Annotated in this window: 16 protein-coding genes and 1 pseudogene; 10 read left to right on the forward strand and 7 right to left on the reverse strand. The window is 73.0% G+C overall.

Annotated elements, in window-relative coordinates; all coding sequences use genetic code 11:
• The first annotated feature begins 1 nt into the window (after position 1).
• From ACGFZA_RS00580 to ACGFZA_RS00600, 5 genes are all read left to right on the forward strand, one after another.
• The gene (locus ACGFZA_RS00580) at positions 2-481 is read left to right on the forward strand and encodes a TadE/TadG family type IV pilus assembly protein (protein WP_393676235.1); all 480 of its coding nucleotides are present in this window, start codon (positions 2-4) and stop codon (positions 479-481) included.
• Positions 478-948, forward strand: a complete 471-nt coding sequence (locus ACGFZA_RS00585; RefSeq protein ID WP_385274988.1) for a Tad domain-containing protein — start codon at positions 478-480, stop codon at positions 946-948. The genes ACGFZA_RS00580 and ACGFZA_RS00585 overlap by 4 nt, the downstream gene beginning before the upstream one ends.
• 90 nt (positions 949-1,038) lie before the next feature.
• Entirely contained in the window at positions 1,039-3,951 is a 2,913-nt protein-coding gene (locus ACGFZA_RS00590; RefSeq protein ID WP_393676238.1) for a BTAD domain-containing putative transcriptional regulator, read from the forward strand.
• A gap of 238 nt (positions 3,952-4,189) precedes the next feature.
• On the forward strand, positions 4,190-5,389 hold the full coding sequence (mqnC, locus tag ACGFZA_RS00595; RefSeq protein WP_148020145.1) for a cyclic dehypoxanthinyl futalosine synthase: 1,200 nt from the start codon (positions 4,190-4,192) through the stop codon (positions 5,387-5,389).
• Between the two features lie 10 nt (positions 5,390-5,399).
• The gene (locus tag ACGFZA_RS00600; protein ID WP_385274982.1) at positions 5,400-6,047 is read left to right on the forward strand and encodes a hypothetical protein; all 648 of its coding nucleotides are present in this window, start codon (positions 5,400-5,402) and stop codon (positions 6,045-6,047) included.
• Positions 6,048-6,056: 9 nt separating this feature from the next.
• Here ACGFZA_RS00600 and ACGFZA_RS00605 read toward each other — a convergent pair whose 3' ends face one another.
• The 4 genes from ACGFZA_RS00605 to ACGFZA_RS00620 form a co-directional block, all read right to left on the reverse strand.
• The gene (locus tag ACGFZA_RS00605; protein ID WP_385274979.1) at positions 6,057-6,752 is read right to left on the reverse strand and encodes a DUF3152 domain-containing protein; all 696 of its coding nucleotides are present in this window, start codon (positions 6,750-6,752) and stop codon (positions 6,057-6,059) included.
• Positions 6,753-6,866: 114 nt separating this feature from the next.
• Positions 6,867-7,454, reverse strand: coding sequence for a DUF3152 domain-containing protein (locus ACGFZA_RS00610; protein ID WP_393676241.1), 588 nt, complete (start codon positions 7,452-7,454; stop codon positions 6,867-6,869).
• 280 nt (positions 7,455-7,734) lie between these two features.
• Positions 7,735-8,634, reverse strand: a complete 900-nt coding sequence (locus ACGFZA_RS00615) for a hypothetical protein (protein ID WP_385275236.1) — start codon at positions 8,632-8,634, stop codon at positions 7,735-7,737.
• A 16-nt stretch (positions 8,635-8,650) separates the two neighbouring features.
• Entirely contained in the window at positions 8,651-9,160 is a 510-nt protein-coding gene (locus ACGFZA_RS00620; RefSeq protein WP_385274976.1) for a SigE family RNA polymerase sigma factor, read from the reverse strand.
• 357 nt (positions 9,161-9,517) lie between these two features.
• On the opposite strand from ACGFZA_RS00620, the gene ACGFZA_RS00625 reads away from it, so the two are divergent.
• The 3 genes and pseudogenes from ACGFZA_RS00625 (at position 9,518) to ACGFZA_RS00635 (ending at position 11,957) form a co-directional block, all read left to right on the forward strand.
• A complete protein-coding gene (locus tag ACGFZA_RS00625) occupies positions 9,518-10,210 on the forward strand; it encodes a demethylmenaquinone methyltransferase (protein WP_385274973.1) in 693 nt (230 codons plus the stop codon).
• A gap of 175 nt (positions 10,211-10,385) precedes the next feature.
• Positions 10,386-10,454 (forward strand): annotated as a pseudogene (locus tag ACGFZA_RS00630) (zinc-ribbon domain-containing protein); the annotation flags it as partial.
• An 84-nt stretch (positions 10,455-10,538) separates the two neighbouring features.
• Entirely contained in the window at positions 10,539-11,957 is a 1,419-nt protein-coding gene (locus ACGFZA_RS00635; protein ID WP_393677665.1) for a hypothetical protein, read from the forward strand.
• Positions 11,958-12,116: 159 nt separating this feature from the next.
• On the opposite strand, the gene ACGFZA_RS00640 is transcribed toward ACGFZA_RS00635, so the two are convergent.
• Positions 12,117-12,641 carry a GNAT family N-acetyltransferase gene (locus ACGFZA_RS00640; protein ID WP_385274970.1) on the reverse strand — a complete coding sequence of 175 codons (525 nt, stop codon included), beginning with the start codon at positions 12,639-12,641 and terminating at the stop codon, positions 12,117-12,119.
• Positions 12,642-12,737: 96 nt separating this feature from the next.
• Between ACGFZA_RS00640 and ACGFZA_RS00645 the strand changes: the two genes are divergently transcribed.
• On the forward strand, positions 12,738-14,021 hold the full coding sequence (locus ACGFZA_RS00645; protein ID WP_385274967.1) for a geranylgeranyl reductase family protein: 1,284 nt from the start codon (positions 12,738-12,740) through the stop codon (positions 14,019-14,021).
• A 238-nt stretch (positions 14,022-14,259) separates the two neighbouring features.
• Here ACGFZA_RS00645 and ACGFZA_RS00650 read toward each other — a convergent pair whose 3' ends face one another.
• Positions 14,260-14,790: an ATP-binding protein gene (locus ACGFZA_RS00650; protein ID WP_393676244.1), complete on the reverse strand. Its 531-nt coding sequence runs from the start codon at positions 14,788-14,790 to the stop codon at positions 14,260-14,262.
• A gap of 622 nt (positions 14,791-15,412) precedes the next feature.
• Between ACGFZA_RS00650 and ACGFZA_RS00655 the strand changes: the two genes are divergently transcribed.
• Positions 15,413-15,763 carry a MerR family transcriptional regulator gene (locus tag ACGFZA_RS00655; protein WP_393676246.1) on the forward strand — a complete coding sequence of 117 codons (351 nt, stop codon included), beginning with the start codon at positions 15,413-15,415 and terminating at the stop codon, positions 15,761-15,763.
• On the opposite strand, the gene ACGFZA_RS00660 is transcribed toward ACGFZA_RS00655, so the two are convergent.
• Complete coding sequence (locus ACGFZA_RS00660; protein ID WP_393676248.1) at positions 15,712-16,959, reverse strand: MFS transporter; 1,248 nt, start codon at positions 16,957-16,959, stop codon at positions 15,712-15,714. The genes ACGFZA_RS00655 and ACGFZA_RS00660 overlap by 52 nt on opposite strands.
• Positions 16,960-17,116 lie beyond the last annotated feature (157 nt).

Consider the following 17,116-nt stretch of genomic DNA (forward strand, 5'->3'; position numbering starts at 1 on the left):
GATGACCTGTGTGACCGATGTGCTCGGCCGGGTGCGCGAGCGGATACGGGACCGGGCCGCGGGCGACCGGGGCCGGCCCGGGTGCGTCGCCGGTGACGGCGGCGTGTCCACGATCGAGGTGGTCATCCTCGCGCCCATCATGATCCTCTTCATCCTGGTCCTCGTCGGCTTCGGGCAACTCGTCGACGGCCGGGGAGCGGTCGCCGGCGCCGCACGGGACGCGGCCCGCGCCGGTTCGATCCAGAAGGACCGCGGCCTCGCGATGTCCGAGGCACGGAAAGCGGCCGAGGCCGATCTCGCCGACGTGTGCGCGGGACCGGTGACGGTGGCCAAGACCAGCAACGGCTTCGAGCCCGGCGGGTTCTTCACCGTCGAGGTGAGCTGCAAGGTCCGCGGCCTGGGGATGCTCGGCCTCGACATCCCGACCACCCTCACCGGCCGGTCCACCTCGCCGCTCGATCCCTTCAGGAGGGCCGCATGACGGCGCTGCGGGAGACGGTGCGCTCCCGGTGGGCGGCACGGTGCGAGCACCTGGACGACAGGGGCTCGGGCGCCGGCGCCGTCATCATCTTCGCGTTGCTCTTCATGGCCCTGGCCGCCTTCGTGGTCGACGGCGGCCTGGCGATCTCCCAGCGCGAACGGGCCGCGGACATCGCCGAACAGGCCGCCCGGTACGCGGCGCAGGACATCGACCGGGACGCCCTGTACGACGGCTCCGGCGGTTCGGCCCCCATCAACTTCGGCAACTGCGGCGCCCGGGTACGCGCCTTCGCCCGGGAGGAGGGGATGTCCGGTCCGGACGTCGCCGCCTCGCGCTGTGTGGCGGCGAACGCCCAACGGGTCGAGGTCGAGATCCGGCTCACCTACCGGCCCGTGCTGAGCGGAATACTGTTCGGCGGGCCGCTGACCGTGCACGGCAGATCGGCCGCAGAGTCCGTCGCCGGGTAGATCCGGGCAGTCCGGCTCCGGGTAGTCCCGGGGCCGGAGAGCGATCGCCCACCGCCTTGCCCGACCGTCCTTCTCCAGAGGAACCCTGTTATGGCACGCTCCACCTCCCGTACGAGCAGCAACCCGAGACGGCCCCGGCGGACCTTGGCCGACTTCGTCAAGGCCTTCCTCGCGTTCCTCGCGCTGGCCGCACTCGTCGTCGGCGTGCCCGGTTCACTGGCGTACTTCGTGGGCTGGCCGCTGGCCGACGAGATGCCCTCGATGGAGATGCTCCAGCAGCAGATCACCGTCAACACGTTCATCAGCGTGCTGACGGTGGTGGTCTGGCTGGCCTGGGCGCAGTTCACCGCCTGCGTCCTGGTCGAGGTGAAGGCCGCCGTCTCCGGGGTCGGCATGCCGGTGCGGGTTCCGGCTTCCGGGATGAGCCAGGCGCTCGCGCGGCAACTCGTGGCTGCCCTCCTGCTGGTGATGGCGGGAGCGGCGAGCTTCGCCCCCGGCCTCGCCCAGATGGGCTCGGGCCCGGAGGAGCCGAGCCGCCCGGCGGTGGCGTCGTCCGCGCAGCAGACCCCCGGCCAGCAGGTGCGGGATTCGGCGCGCGACCAGACGGCCGGGCACGCGGAGAGCGCGAAGCGGACCGCCGAGTCCGCCAAGGAGCAGGGGACCAAGTTCTACCGGATCCAGCCACCGGAGGGCAGGCACCACGACTCGCTCTGGGAGGTCGCCCAACGGCACCTGGGGGACGGGCGCCGGTACAACGAGATCTACCAGCTCAACAAGGACCGGGTGCAGCCGGACGGGTCGAGGCTTTCGCAGGCGAGCCTCATCCGGCCGGGCTGGATCATGGAGATGCCCGCGGACGCCCACGGCGGTGACGTCGTCGAGATGCCGGACGACGCGCCTCAGGTCTCCCAGGAGGTCCGGCAGCAGATCCAGGACTACGACGACGCCGGGGGCAAGGCGGGCGGCGCGCAGCAGGGCGGCGGCGCGCAGCAGGGCGGCGACACCGACACCGCGCAGATCTCCGTGCCCACGCAGCGGCCGGCGGTCCCGGACACCGGCCACGAGGTCGCCACTCCCGTCACCGACTCCTCCTCCTCTTCCTCCTTCGGCCTCTCCGAGGCCCTCATCGCCTCCCCGCTCCTCGCCGCGGGTCTGCTCGCGGCCCTGGGCCACCGCCGCCGCACCGCGCTGTGGCAGTCGGCGATGGGCACCGTCGCGGGCCGGGGCGGCAGGGAGCCGTCCGTGCCCACCGGCGCTGCCGCCGACGCCCAGGACTCGCTGCTGGTCGGCGCCGACCCCGAGGCCGTGCGTTTCCTGGACCGGTCCCTGCGCGGCCTGTCCGCTTCGCTCGCCGCGGAGTCCCGTCCGCTGCCGGTCGTGCACGCGGCCTGGCTGTCCGAAGGGGAACTGCACCTTCAGCTCGGCCGCCCGGAGGCCCGCCCGCCCGCCCCGTGGCAGGAGGGCAAGGACCCCGGCGTCTGGCACGTGGAGCGGTCCGCCACCGGAACGTACGAGAACGGCGACACGGCCTCCCCGTACCCCGGCCTGGTCAGCCTGGGCACCCACGAGGGCTCCCGGCTGCTGCTGAACCTGGAGTCCGTGCCCGGTCTCGTCTCACTGACCGGAGCCCCGCAGGACCGCGCCGCCGTGCTGGCCTCGGTCGCCGCGGAACTGGCCACCAGCGGCTGGTCGGACCGGATGACCATCACGCTGGTGGGCTTCGGCGAGGAGCTCCGCGCCCTGGCCCCCACCCGGCTGCGTCATCTCGAAGGGGTGGAGGACCTGCTGGAGGTCATGGAGGCCGAGACCCGGCAGCGCCGCGGCGCCCTGGGTGCGGCCGGCCACGACTCCGTCCTCACCGGCCGCACCGGTCACGTACAGAACAACCGCTGGGCCCCGCATCTCGTCCTGCTCACCGCCGAGCCCACCGGGACCCAGGCCGCACGGCTCACCGAACTCGCCTCCGACGCGGGCCGGCTGGGGATCGGCTATCTCGTCGGCGCGGGATCGGACCATGTGACCGGAGCGGTCTGGCAGCTCGACGTCACCCCCGAGGGCCGGCTGCTCGCCCCGCTGCTGGGTCTCGACCTCAAGGCGCAGATGCTGCCCCGGGCCCAGCACGACGCGGTGGTCCAGCTCTTCAAGCACGCCGAACCCGACCACGATCCGAGCCCCGACCCGTCGGCCTCCCCCTTCCTCGTCGACATCACCGAGCGCGGCCGGCCCGCCGTCTACGCCCGGCTTGTCGGGGCGTACGAGCTCATCGGGCTCGCCACCCCGGACAGCGAGCGCAGCGTGCTCCTGCACGAGGCGCTGGCCCTGCTCCTGCTGCACCGCGAGGGTGTGCACCCGCAGGTCCTCGCCGCCTCGTTGTGGCCGCGCGGGGTGACGGCGGACGTCAGGGACGCGCTCGTCGAGCGGATGCGGGAGTGGCTCGGAACCGACCCGGACGGCACGCCCCGGCTGCGGCTGGACGCGGCGGGCCGTCTCACGCTCGCCGTCTCCGTCGTCTCCGACCTGGACGTGCTGCGCTCCCTCCACCACGAAGCGACCCGGGGCAGGGGCGCCGGGAACGCGGCCGTGCGCGAGCGGCTGCTCAGCGACGCCCTGGACCTCGTCCGCGGCCCGCTGCTCGCGGACCGGCCCGAGGGGCGGTACGGCTGGCTGGCCCACGAGATCGTCGATGCCCAGCTGCCCCTGCTCGTCGCGGACGTGGCCCTCGCCCTGTCGGAACACCACCTCGAACAGGGCAGGCCCGAACCGGCCGTTGCCGCGCTCACCGTCGCGCTGTCCCCGTCGCCGGGCGACGAGCGGCTGTGGAACGAGCTGCTGCGTGCGACCCACGCCACGGGCGACATGGCGCGCCTGGCGGAGCTCGCCGGGTACCTCGTCGCCCGCGCGGACCGGCCGGGCGCCGGCGGCCGCGGGCTCCCGCCGCGTACGGAGGCGCTGCTGGACGAGCTGCTGCCGGCCTGGCGCAACGCCGACGCGGCGGCCGGCTGACCCGGAGGGCGCTCAGGGCCGTCCCACCGCCCGGGGCGAGCCGGAACACCACGGTCCCGGCCGTCCACGCCGTGGCCCCGGGGCCACGGCCGGTGCGCTGCGCGGCGGGACGGCTCGGGCGGCACGGCTCCGGGCCGCCACTCCGCGGCGAGGGTGCGGCGAGAGAGGCGCGCGAGCGCTGGCGTACGCTGATCCGGTCCGTAGATCCGTTGAAAAACCGCCGAAAGGTGACAGCCCGGTGACCGAGAAGGCCGACCTCCAGCCCATCCTCGACCGAGCCGCCGAAGGCGGCCGGATCACTCCGGCGGAGGCCCTCGACCTCTACCGGTCGGCGCCCCTGCACGCGTTGGGCGCGGCCGCGGACGCCGTGCGCCGGCGCCGCTACGCGGGTACGGAGCACATCGCGACGTACATCATCGAGCGCAACATCAACTACACGAACGTGTGCGTCACGGCGTGCAAGTTCTGTGCCTTCTACGCCGCTCCCAAGGACACCGCCAAGGGCTGGTCCCGCGACCTCGACGACATCCTGCGCCGCTGCGCGGAGACCGTCGAGCTGGGCGGCACGCAGATCATGTTCCAGGGCGGGCACCACCCGGACTACGGCGTGGAGTACTACGAGGAGCACTTCTCCGCGATCAAGAAGGCGTTCCCGCAGCTGGTCATCCACTCGCTGGGCGCCTCCGAGATCGAGCACATGGCCCGGATCTCCAAGGTCTCCGCCGAGGAGGCCATCAGCCGCATCCACGCCGCCGGCCTCGACTCCTTCGCGGGCGCCGGAGCCGAGCTGCTGCCGGCCCGGCCGCGCACCGCGATCGCCCCGCTCAAGGAGTCCGGCGAGCGCTGGCTGGAGATCATGGAGATCGCCCACGGCCTGGGTGTCGAGTCGACCTCCACCATGCTGATGGGCACCGGCGAGACGAACGCCGAGCGCATTGAGCACCTGAGCATGATCCGTGACGTGCAGGACCGCACCGGAGGCTTCCGTGCCTTCATCCCGTACACGTACCAGCCGGAGAACAACAAGCTGAAGGGCCAGACGCAGGCCACGCTCTTCGAGTACCTGCGGATGATCGCCATCGCCCGGATCTTCCTGGACAACGTCGCCCACATCCAGGGCTCCTGGCTCACCACCGGCAAGGAGGTCGGCCAGCTGTCGCTGCACTACGGCGCGGACGACCTCGGCTCGATCATGCTGGAGGAGAACGTCGTCTCCTCCGCCGGTGCCAAGCACCGCTCCAACCGCCTGGAGATCATCGACCTGATCCGCAAGGCGGACCGGGTCCCGGCCCAGCGCGCCACCACGTACGAGCACCTCGTCGTGCACGACGACCCGGCGAACGACCCGGTCGACGAGCGCGTCGTCTCGCACATCTCGTCCACCGCGATCGAGGGCGGCACGGCCCACCCGGAGCTCAAGCTCCTCAACGCCAACTGAGGTCTGTCGCTTGCTGACCATCCACGCCGCCGCCCTGCTCCTGCCGGGCGGAGGCCGTGCTCCCGTGCCCGGAGGGGCGGTCGCCGTGCAGGACGCGGTGGTCGCGTCCTTCGGACCGTACGAGGAGCTGGCCGCGCTCCACCCCGCCGCCCGGGTCCGGCAATGGCCGGGCGTCCTGACCCCGGGACTCGTCCAGCGCGACGCGGTCAGGCTGCTGGAGGAGTCGTACTTCCCCGATCCGCGGGAGGCGGACACCCTGGGCACCGCCCCGCTGACCGGCGAGGCACTCGGCGCGCTCGGGCCGGACGACACCTGGCGGGCCGGCAGCGTACGCCGCGGGCTGCACCGGATGCTGCGGCACGGGACGACCGCGGCGACGGTCACCCCCGCGGCACCGCCCGCCCTGGTCACGGCCATGCGCCGGTCCGGGCTGCTGGTCGTCGGAGCTCCGGCGCACCCCGGCGGCGACGCGCCGCGGCTCGATCCGCTGGCCGGGGCCGGGGCGGTGGCCGACGCCATGGCGGCGCCGCTCACGGCCGGGGGGCGGGCCGATCTCGCGGCCTTCGACGCGCCGGACGAGGACGCCCTGCTCGCGGCGGGCGCGGCGAGCTGCGTGGCGACGGTGGCGGCGGGGCGGCTGGTGTACCGGGGCAGATAACGCCCCGTGTCACGGCACGGAGGGGCCGCCGAGGTAGGTCCCGTGGGTGTCGTAGGGCCAGGCGTTGGATACGCATCCCTTGAGGCCGTAGATCTGCTGCATCATCGCGGGGGCGGGGCGTCCCTTGCCGGGGCAGGTCTCGTGGCCGTGGCCGAGCCAGTGCCCGACCTCGTGGTTGACGATGAGGGCGCGGTAGTCGGCGAGCGGGCCGTGGAACTCCGGCGAACCCTGCTCCCAGCGCTTCAGGTTCACCATGACGTCCGTGCCGACGCGGCAGTTGACCTCGCCATGGGTGTCGAGGCCGCCCTTTCCGCAGATGCGGTCGGTCGTCGCGGGGGTGGCGATCCGGATGACCAGCCCCGCCGGGCCCTCGGCGACCTGGCGGAAGGAGTGCTCCCCGTGGTGCGCCCAGCCCCGTGGCGCCGCCAGGATGCGGGCGACCTCGGCGGCGGCCTCGTCCGCGTCCAGACCGGAGCCCTTCTCCACCTCGACCCGGTAGGCGTCGCCCTTGCCGGTCTCCGAGACACCCGCACGGGCGACCGTGAAGGTGGCGGAGGCGGAGGACGTACGAGGACCGTGCGCACTGTTCCACCGGATGCCCACGACGGCCGCCGCGACCAGGACGACCGGCACCACCGCCTTGGCCGCCAGCCGGCTCCGGCCGGGTCCCCGCCGTCCGCCCCCGCGCACATTCCCTGCGGACATCCGCGCCCCTCCCCAGTCCTCGGTGGTTTCCGCTCCCCGCTATAAGGACCGGCGCAGGGGCCGATTGGTTCAGTCCACACACATATCGATTGCGGGCACGGGTCCGGCGGAACGTCACCTCGCGGAGGGGCCGCCGAGGTAGGTCCCGTGGGTGTCGTAGGGCCAGGCGTTGGATACGCATCCCTTGAGGCCGTAGATCTGCTGCATCATCGCGGGGGCTGGGCGTCCCTTGCCGGGGCAGGTCTCGTGGCCGTGGCCGAGCCAGTGCCCGACCTCGTGGTTGACGATGAGGGCGCGGTAGTCGGCGAGCGGGCCGTGGAACTCCGGCGAACCGGTCTGCCAGCGCTTGAGGTTCACCATCACCACCTCGTCCAGCCGGCAGTTGACCTCGCCGTGGGTGTCCATGGCGCCCGTCGCGCAGACGCGGTCGGTGGTCGCGGGCGTGGCGATCCGGATGACCAGCCCCGCGGGGCCCCCGGCCACCTGGTGGAAGGAGCGTGCGCCCGCGTGCGCCCAGCCGCGCGGCGCGGCCAGGACGTCGGCGATCAGGGCCGCCGCCGCGTCCGGGTCGACGCCCGAACCGTCCTCGACCTCGACCCGGTAGGCGTTCCCGCCACCGGAGGAGGCGCCGGCCCGGGCCACCGTGAACGTGCCCGGGCCGGATGCCGGGACACGGGGAGGCGTGGTGGGGGAAGGGGACACGGGGGTCGCCTCCGCTCGGGGCTTCGCGGTGGGGGAGGGGGAGGACGTGGTGCGGGCGGGGCCCGGGGCCGGGCGTGCGCCCGGGGACTGCGGAGCGGCCGCCGCGGCCGACGGGCCGTCCCCGCCCGCCCACCGGGGACCGGCGGTCACGGCGACGCCGATCAGCGCCGCCGGGACGAGCACCGCGGCCAGGACCCGTATCCGGCCGCGACGCCGACGTGCCCGGCCGGCACTGCGGCGGTCTCCCCGGCCCCGGCCCCGTCCTCGGCGCGTGCCTGTCTCAGCCGCCAAGGATGTAGTGCTCCTTCTCTTCCATCGGCTGTCCGTCCGCGTACTTCACGAGCTTCAGGAACTCGGAGTCACGTGCGACATCGATCAGTTGGTCCACCGTGACCGGTGACGACACCATCGAGGAGTCGTCGCCGTCGACCGAGAGCCTGACCGTGCTGTCGCCGTAGCGGAACGTGAGATCGACGCCGGTGATGGTCCGCGAGCCGTCGCTGTTCCCCTCCGCGCTGATGGCGCGGGCCTCGATGCCGCCCGGCAGCGTCACCATCCTGCACTGGAGGCCCTTCACGGAGCTGCGGCAGCGCGGAGTCGGGCCGCCGCCGGGATCCCCCGAATCGGCCTTGGGCTTCACCGAGAAGAGGACCGGGAAGGTGTTTCCGCCCGATCCGCCCTGGAACCGGTTCACCGCCAGGTCGACCGGGCGGACGGCGCCGAGCTGCTCGTGAAGGAAGGAGTCGAGCACCTCCGCGGCCTTCAGCTGGAACTCCTCCTGCCGGGCCCGCTCGGCCGCCGGCAGGTCGGCCATGGGCGTCTCGCCGTCGGTCGGTTCGATGTGCAGGGGCTTGGGGACGGGCCGGTCGGAAGCGGCCGGAGAGGGGGCGGCGGTCGTGGGCTGCGTGGCGACGGACCCGGTCCGCGCCGGCTGCGTCCCCCCTCCCGCCCCCCACATCGGCAGTGACACGCCGAGGACGCCCAGGGCCACCACACCCGTCACTCCTGCCCCGAGGGCCACACGGGCACGGGTGCGGCGCCGACGGCCCCGGACCAGGGCGACAGGCACCAGATCGGGCGGTGGCGGTGCGCCTTCGGCCGCCTGTTCCATGGCCGCCCTGATCAGCCGGTCCTCGGCCTCCGGGCCCGCGCCGGGCCCGGAGGAGCGGTCGGTAAACATGTCCACGACGGTCTCCTCAGCTTCGGGTGGTGTAGAGATGCGCGTCGCCCAGGCGGGTACGCAGCGTGGCCAGCGAGCGTGAACACTGGCTCTTCACGGTGGACGGGCTGCAGCGCAGCAGCCCGGCGACGGTCTCCACGCTCAGGTCCTCCCAGTACCGCAGGACGACCATCGCCCGTGCGCGGGCGGGCAGTTCGGCGAGCGCGGCCAGCAGGGTGACCGTCAGCTCGGGACCGGCCACGGGAGCGTGCGCGGCGATCGGCGTATGGGCGCGGAAGTCGCGCAGCCGGCGCCTGCGTTCGGCGATGTAGGTGCGGGTCAGCACGGTGCGGGCGTAGGCGTCCGGGTGGTCGGCCGCGCTCGCGCGGCCCCAGTGCTGGAACAGCTTCGCCAGCGTCGTCTGGGTCAGATCACGGGCGGCTTCGGCGTCTCCGCACAGCAGATACGCGGTGCGGTACAGCCTGCGCTGACTCGCGCGGGCGAACTCCTCGAAGCCGGCGGCGTCCGCGCTGCGTCCGGCGGTCATCCGGCCTCCTCTCTGCGTTCTGTCGATGGTCACTACGCCTGGTACTGAGCACCGACGGGCCGGAAAGGTTGAAGCCGGATCGGAATACGTGACCGAATCCCGGGGCGGACGGCGGACGGCGTACGGCGGACGGGGCTGGGCCGGGCAGGCCGGGCCAGGCCGGCGAGAGCAGGACGGAGCGGGGCGGGGCGAGGCGCCATGGCCGGGGCGGGCGAGGAGGCGAGGGCCGGGGCGGGCCGGGCGCGGCGCCCTGCGGTTTCCCCGCCGCGAAGCCGCCGCACCGGTGAGCGCCGTCGCGCCGCCGTCCGACAGCGGGCCCGCCCCGCCGCGGTCCGGCCGGGCTGCTTGAATGGGTGGGTGACCCGAGCCTCCCTGGACAAGCAGCCGCACGAAGTCGCCTCGATGTTCGACGACGTGGCGGCGAACTACGACCTCACCAACGACGTGCTCTCGCTCGGCCAGGCGCGGCTGTGGCGCAAGGAGGTCGCGAAGGCGGTGCACGCCCGGCCCGCGGAGAAGGTCCTCGACCTGGCCGCCGGCACCGCGACGTCCTCGCTGCCATTCGCCGCGACGGGTGCGTACGTCGTGCCGTGCGACTTCTCCATCGGCATGCTGCGCGAGGGCAAGAAGCGCAACTCCTGGCTGCCCTTCACCGCAGGCGACGCCACGAAGCTGCCGTTCCGCGACGAGACCTTCGACGCGGTGACCATCTCGTTCGGGCTGCGCAACGTCCAGGACACGGACGCGGCGCTGCGCGAGCTGTACCGGGTGACCAAGCCGGGCGGCCGGGTGGTCATCTGCGAGTTCTCCCAGCCGGTCTGGGCGCCGTTCCGGACCGTCTACACCGAGTACCTGATGCGGGCGCTGCCGCCGGTCGCGCGCGCGGTGTCGTCCAACCCCGACGCGTACGTCTATCTCGCCGAGTCCATCCGCGCCTGGCCCGACCAGGCCGGTCTCGCGGCCAAGCTCCAGCGGGCCGGCTGGTCGAAGGTCGCCTGGCGCGACCTCACGGGCGGTGTGGTCGCGCTGCACCGGGGTGTGCGCGCCTGACGCTCGGGCGCAGGCGCCCCGACGGGGCCGCCCGCCCGGTGAAGTCCGGGGCCGGCCATCGGAGTTGACGGGAACCGGGTAACGGGGAAGATGTGTCCGTTGATACGGCACGCGTCTTTCCCGTTCCTGTGTGTCACCCGCCCAGGCCGTCCCCGTCTCCTCCTGCGGAGCCCTCATGCCGTCGTACTGCCCCTTCTGCGGAACCCAGGCGCCGGACGAGGCGCGTTTCTGCATGACGTGCGGGCGCGAACGCCCGCAGGCACCCGCGGTGCCGCCGCAGGCACCCCCGCCACCGGCCCAGGCGCCCGCCGCGCCCCCGGGGAGACCCATGGCGGCGGGGCCCCCGCCCGCAGCGCCCCCGCAGACACCCCCGCCACCCGTCGTGCCGCCGCCCGCCGCGGCCCCGTTCGCTCCGGCGGCGGGTCCGCCCGCACCGCCCGGGTACGCGCCGATGCCGGCGGCCCCGGCGGGGCCGACACCGCTCGGCGCCTTCTTCGGCCGGGTGTTCCGGGGCGACTGGGCGGGGTCGGCGAAGGCCGCCGCCTGGCCGAGCGGACTGATCGTGGCCCTCGCGGTGGCGCTCTCCATCCCGACGTACGGGCAGGGCGACGACATCGTGGTCGGCTGGAGCGACCGGCTGCGGCTCGCGCTCGCGATGCTGCTCCAGGCGTTCGGCGGCGGCTTCGAGGTGCGCCCGGCCGGGTCCGGCGGTCCGAACGGATCCGGCTACGGCTCCGACTACGACTACGGCTCCGACTACGGCTCCGGCGGATCGGACTTCGGCTCGGGCTCCGGCTTCGGGAGCCTGGACCCGGGCACCCAGGGCAGTTACACGCTCGACCTCGTCCCCCTCACCGTCACCGTGCTCTGGATCGGCGCGCTGATCCTCGGCGCCCGTGCGGTCCGCAGACAGGGCGGCGGTCTGGAGGCGGCGGTCCGGATCAGCCTCGTGGCCACCGCGGCCGTCCTGCTCCTCGGGCTCTTCGCGCAGCCCGAGGTCGCGGACGTCTCGGTCTCGTCCTCCCCGGTCCTCGCCGCGCTCGGCGCGTTCGTCATGGCGCTGCTGGTCACCGGCGGCGTCCTGCAACGCGACGCGGCGGCCCAGTGGATGGCGGGACGGCCCGGGACGCTGACCCTGGTGCGGGCCGCCGGTTCGGCGGTCCGGGCGATGGGCGCCGTGCTGCTGCTCTGCTCGCTGATCGGCTTCGTCCTCTACGCCACCGCGGACGACGTCGACGGCCAGGCCCTGCTGATCGCCCTGCCGGTGCTGCCCAACATCGGACTGCACGTGCTCGGCCTGAGCTGGGGCGCCCATCTCGAGTACGACATCCAGGGCTGGCTGGACTTCTCCGGCTCCGATCTGCGGAACAGAAGCTTCGGGCTGTCCGGCCTGGCGGACGAATTCGGCGGCTGGGCCCTGACCGGGGCGCTGGCCACCGGTGTCGTCTGTGCGCTCCTGGTCGGGCTGCTGGCCGCGCGACGCTCGGCGGGCCGGGGCGAACAGGTCACCGCGGGCGGGCTGTTCCTGCTGTTGTTCCTGGTGCTGGCCGGGCTGGGCGGAGTCTCCAGCGGTCTCTCCGACCGGGACGACCGGGGCACCGCCGCATTCGCCCTGAACCTGCCGGAGGTGCTGCTGTTCGGCCTCCTGTGGGTGGGCTGCGCGGTGCTCGTCGCGCCGTACCTGCTCCGGCTGACGGGGCGCACGGAGGCGGTACCGCCGACGTACCCGGGTCCTCCGGGCCCGTAGGACCCGGCGTCATCCTCAGGACGGGGCCTGCGGGCCCGGAGCCCGGCGCAGGTGTCCCCAGGTCGGGGCCGCCGGGCCCGGAAGCCCGGCGCGGACGTCCCCACGCGCCCCGGCGGGTTCTCGGGGGCCGGGCTCACCTACGCCGGCCGACCCCGGGCGTCACCGGGGCGGCGCCGGCCGGAAGCAGCGCACCTCCTGGCCCGGCAGGGGCGTCGTGAAGGTCTCCGCCTCCTCCAGACCCAGGCGCCGGGCCAGGGCGATCGACCGCTCGTTCCGCACGTCGATCGTCGCCACCACCCGCTCCACCCCGGCCGCGCGCAGCCGCTCCAGCGTGAGGCGCGCGGCCGCGGTCGCGTAACCGCGGCCCCAGGCGGACCGGGTCAGCCGCCAGCCGATCTCGATCTCGCCCACCGGCCCGTACGCACTCTGCGGCCACGGCTGCGCGCCCGTGAAGCCGAGCACCTCGCCGTCCCCGTCCAGCACGGTCCACAGGCAGAAGCCGAGCTCCGCGTCGTGTCTGCGCTGACGGGCGGTCCACTCCTCGTACATGGACAGCTCGTCGGACGTACCGCCGAAGAACTCCATCACCTCCGGGTCGTCGAAGGCGCGGTGCCAGGCCACCGCGTCCTCGTCGGTCGGGACACGCAGCTGTACGACAGGGAGTGCGGGAGGCGCGAACGACATCGGGGAGCCCTTCGGAGGTTGATCAGCAGGCCCCCATAGACTGCCTTGGCCATGTGCCGCGCGGCACGCGAATTCGAGTCTTCGGGAGAACCGACCGTGACCGAGCCCCTGTCCGAACACAGCGCGGATGTGATCGTCGTCGGGGCGGGCCCAGCCGGCTCCACGACCGCCTACTACCTCGCCAAGGCCGGACTCGACGTCCTGCTCCTGGAGAAGACCGCCTTCCCCCGCGAGAAGGTCTGCGGTGACGGGCTCACGCCGCGTGCCACCAAGCAGCTCGTCTCCATGGGCATCGACATCTCCGAAGAGGCCGGCTGGCTGCGCAACAAGGGCCTGCGCATCATCGGCGGCGGTGTCCGCCTCCAGCTCGACTGGCCGGACCTTGCCTCGTACCCGGACTACGGGCTGGTCCGCAAGCGCGACGACTTCGACGAGCAGCTGGCCCGCCAGGCGCAGAAGGCCGGTGCGCGGCTGTACGAGCGCTGCAACGTCGGCGCCCCCGTCAAGGACGAGCGCACCGGCCGGATCACCGGCGTCCACGCGAAGCTCGGCGAGGAGAAGACCCCGGTCACCTTCCACGCCCCTCTCGTCGTCGCCGCCGACGGCAACTCCACCCGCCTCTCCGTCGCGATGGGCCTGCACCGCCGCGAGGACCGCCCGATGGGTGTCGCGGTCCGTACGTACTTCACCTCGCCCCGCCACGACGACGACTACCTGGAGTCCTGGCTGGAACTCTGGGACCGCCGCGGCGCCGAGGACCGGCTGCTGCCCGGTTACGGCTGGATCTTCGGCATGGGCGACGGCACCTCCAACGTCGGCCTCGGCATCCTCAACTCCTCCGCCGCCTTCAAGGAGCTGGACTGGCGCGAGGTCCTCAAGGCGTGGTGCGCCTCGATGCCGGAGGACTGGGGCTACACCCCCGAGAACATGACGATGCCGATCCGGGGCGCCGCCCTGCCGATGGCCTTCAACCGCCAGCCGCACTACACCAAGGGCCTGCTGCTCGTCGGTGACGCGGGCGGCATGGTCAACCCGTTCAACGGCGAAGGCATCGCGTACGCAATGGAGTCGGGGCAGATCGCCGCGGACGTCATCGTCCAGGCACACGCCCGTGCGACCCCGGCCCAGCGCGAACTGGCGCTGAACAACTACCCGAAGGTGCTCAAGGAGACCTACGGCGGCTACTACACGATGGGCCGCGCCTTCGTGAAGCTGATCGGCAACCCGAAGGTGATGAAGGTCGCCACCCAGCGCGGCCTCACGCACCCGCTGCTGATGAAGTTCACCCTCAAGATGCTCGCCAACCTCACCGACCCGACGGGCGGCGACGCGATGGACCGCATCATCAACGGGCTCTCCAAGGTGGCCCCGAAGGCCTGAGCGGTGGCCTCGGGCGGACTCCGTGACCGCCGGGCTGTCCGTTCGTCGAGAGAGGCGTCGGATGAGGTTGCGGGCCGCGGGCCGTCATCAGGCTGGTTCGGCTCAGGCTTGACACCTCGTACTCCTACGACGCCACCGGTATCGCCACGGGAGTGGCATGCTCGCGGCGGGGCTCTCCGCGGCCCTGGCTGAAGGCCCGCTCACGGGGCAGCTTCGTTCGCCCCTGCGGTCTCCGGCCCTATGTATCTCGAAGTCCATTGCGTCCCCTGTGCCGGGGCGTCGGAACGACCAGGCCGCGCGGCACCGCCGACAGCCGCGCGGTGGCGGCGCTGCCCTCCGTGGCGCGGAACCGGCTCAGGCGGGCATGGACGGTCTTCCCCCGGCCCGGGCCGGGGACGGTGCTCACAGCGTCGGTGAGACGGCGGATCATGTGCCAGCCGAAGCCTCCCGTGCCTCCGCTCAGGTCCGGGGTGCGTTCACACGGGGGCGAGGGGCTGGGGTCGCTGACGGCCACGTGCACCGATTCGGCGGTTGCGCCGAGCCGGAGGGTGTAACGGCCACCCCCGTGGCGCACCGCGTTGGTGGCGAGTTCGGACACCACCAGGGCCAGAGTCTCCGCCGCTTCGGCTTCCAGCGCCGGGTCGAGGCTGTCCGCGAAGGCATGAGTGGCGTCGCGGGCGCGGGCCACGCCGGCCGGGCTGCCGTCCTCGACGACCAAGGACGCGGGCACTGCCGCGCTGGTCGTCACCGTCGTCGCCTTGCTGTTCATGCGCGATCACCCCACTGCATCGGTCGCATCCCTGAGAGATGCACGTGCCCGGCCACTCGGACTTCACACCCACCGTGGAGCAATTTCCCTCACATGGGTGCAGCAGGAATGGTCATGTCGTGCAACGAAGAAAAACTGTCATGGCGGGAGTAGACATCTGACTTTCGGCGTGATTAATGTCTTCCTCGTAGCCAGGACGGAAAAGACGGCACGGCAGACGCGAACTGCCGTGCGTGCAGGACCAGAACAGGACGCGGAACGGCGGTGGAGTGGCGGAGCCGGAAACGGTGGGTTCCCTCACTGGCAGCCGGGCCGAGCGGCCCCAGGGGTCGCGTGCAGTGCCGCAGGACCCGCAGGAGTGACCGATGTTTCGAACGAGGTAAGGAGCAGACGCCATCAGGATCACCCGGGCGAGAAGAAGCGCCGCTCGGGTACCGCAGGCCCCAGAACGGAAGGTGGTCCCCGGTCACGCATATGCGATCTCCGCAACTCTGCCCTCCCGGGCGGACAAGCGGAACAAGGAGACCGGCGCAGTCAGTCGGTAGATGGTGTTGAAAGCTCGGGGTCCGAGTGCCGCAAGGCACTCGGACCCCTCGGACGTGTCCCCGAAAGAAGAGGTGCTATGCCCCCTCGCAGTCCCCGCCCCGCCGACAGACTTGATGATGACGACTACCCCGCCTACACCATGGGCCGGGCCGCCGAGATGCTCGGCACCAGTCCCGCCTTCCTCCGTACCCTCGGTGAGAACCGGCTGATCACCCCATTGCGTTCGGACGGCGGCCACCGCCGTTACTCCCGCTACCAGTTGCGCGTGGCCGCCCGTGCCCGTGAGCTCGTCGACCAGGGCACGAAGATCGAGGACGCCTGCCGCATCGTCATCCTCGAGGACCAGCTCGAAGAGGCCCAGCGCATCAACGCCGATTACCGCCGCACGGCCGAATCGGGGGACCCGCAGGCAACGGCCTCCCGCTGACCCGGCGTACGCGGCTCCGCGCGCCTCACGCCCGCCGCGAGAACCACCAGACCCGCCGTCACCGCCCCGCACCACATGACCGCCCGGAGCGAGGTGTGGTCGACGACCGCGCCGCCGGTGAGCGCGCCGGCGGCGAGCGTTGCCTGGAAGGACGCGGTGAACAGGACCGTGGCGGCCTCGGGTGCCTGTGGAGCCGCTCGGGCGAACCAGGTCTGGGAGCAGACCGGGACCGCGCCGTAGCCGAGTCCCCAGACGACGAGCAGGGCGAGGGCGCCCGCGTCGGTGCGGCCCAGGACGGGCAGCAGGGCGGTCGCGGCGGCGATCGTCGCGGCGGCGGTCCCGAAGGCGAGGCGGGGCGCGCGCGTGACCAGCGCGCCTCCGATGAAGTTGCCGACCACCCCGGCGGCGCCGTAGAGCAGCAAGTACCCGGTGATCCGCGCCGGATCGGTACGGGTGATCTGCCGGAGAAAGGGGGTTACGTAGGTGTACGTAGCGAAATGCGCGATGACGATGAGGAACGTCATCAACAGCGCGTACCGGGTGCCCGTGCCGCGTAGCAGGGCGCGGAGCACCGAGGGGCGGGTGACCGCGGCCGGGGGCAGGGCGGGGAGCGTCAGGAGCAGCAGGGCCAGTACGCCGGTGCTCAGCAGCCCCATCGCCGCGAACGCCGTGCGCCAGCCCGCCAGACCACCGATGAACGTGCCGGCGGGGACGCCGAAGACTGAACCGAGGGGTACGGCCGCGAAGACGACCGCCGTCGCCCGCCCGGCCGACGCGGGGCGGACCAGCCGGGCCGCCGGCCCGACGCCGATCGACCAGAAGCCGCCGATGGTGATGCCGACGAGGACCCGGGCGACCAGCACCAGCCAGTAGGCGGTAGCGGCCGCGGTGAGGAAGTTGGCCACCGCGAGCAGCAGGACGAGGGCGCTGAGCATCAGCCGGCGGTCGGCGCGGGCCGTCGCGAGGGTCACCACCGGGGCGGCGACGGCAGCCAGGAGGCCCGGCATCGTCATCATCAGGCCCGCCGTGCCGTCCGCGACGCCGAAGTCGGCCCCGATCGGGGTGAGCAGACCGATCGGCAGGATCTCCGTGGTGACGATGGCGAAGATGCCCAGCATCACGGAGAGGACGGCCAGGCGGCCGCGTAAGGGCGTGCGGGACGTGGCGTCGGTGCGGGGGGTGGTCGTGGTGGACATGGCGGGGCCGTCCTGTGCTCGGTGACGCGAGGGCTGTTCGCCCCAGTTCACAAGCTCCGGCGGACGGGGTCCGGCGGGTTCGCGACGTCACCCGTGCCGGCCGGGGGTGGTGTCGCGTACCTGCCGGAAACGGCGAAGGGCCGCGGCTCCCGAGCGG

It is taken from the genome of Streptomyces sp. NPDC048211, from assembly GCF_043202315.1.
GTDB lineage: Bacteria > Actinomycetota > Actinomycetes > Streptomycetales > Streptomycetaceae > Streptomyces.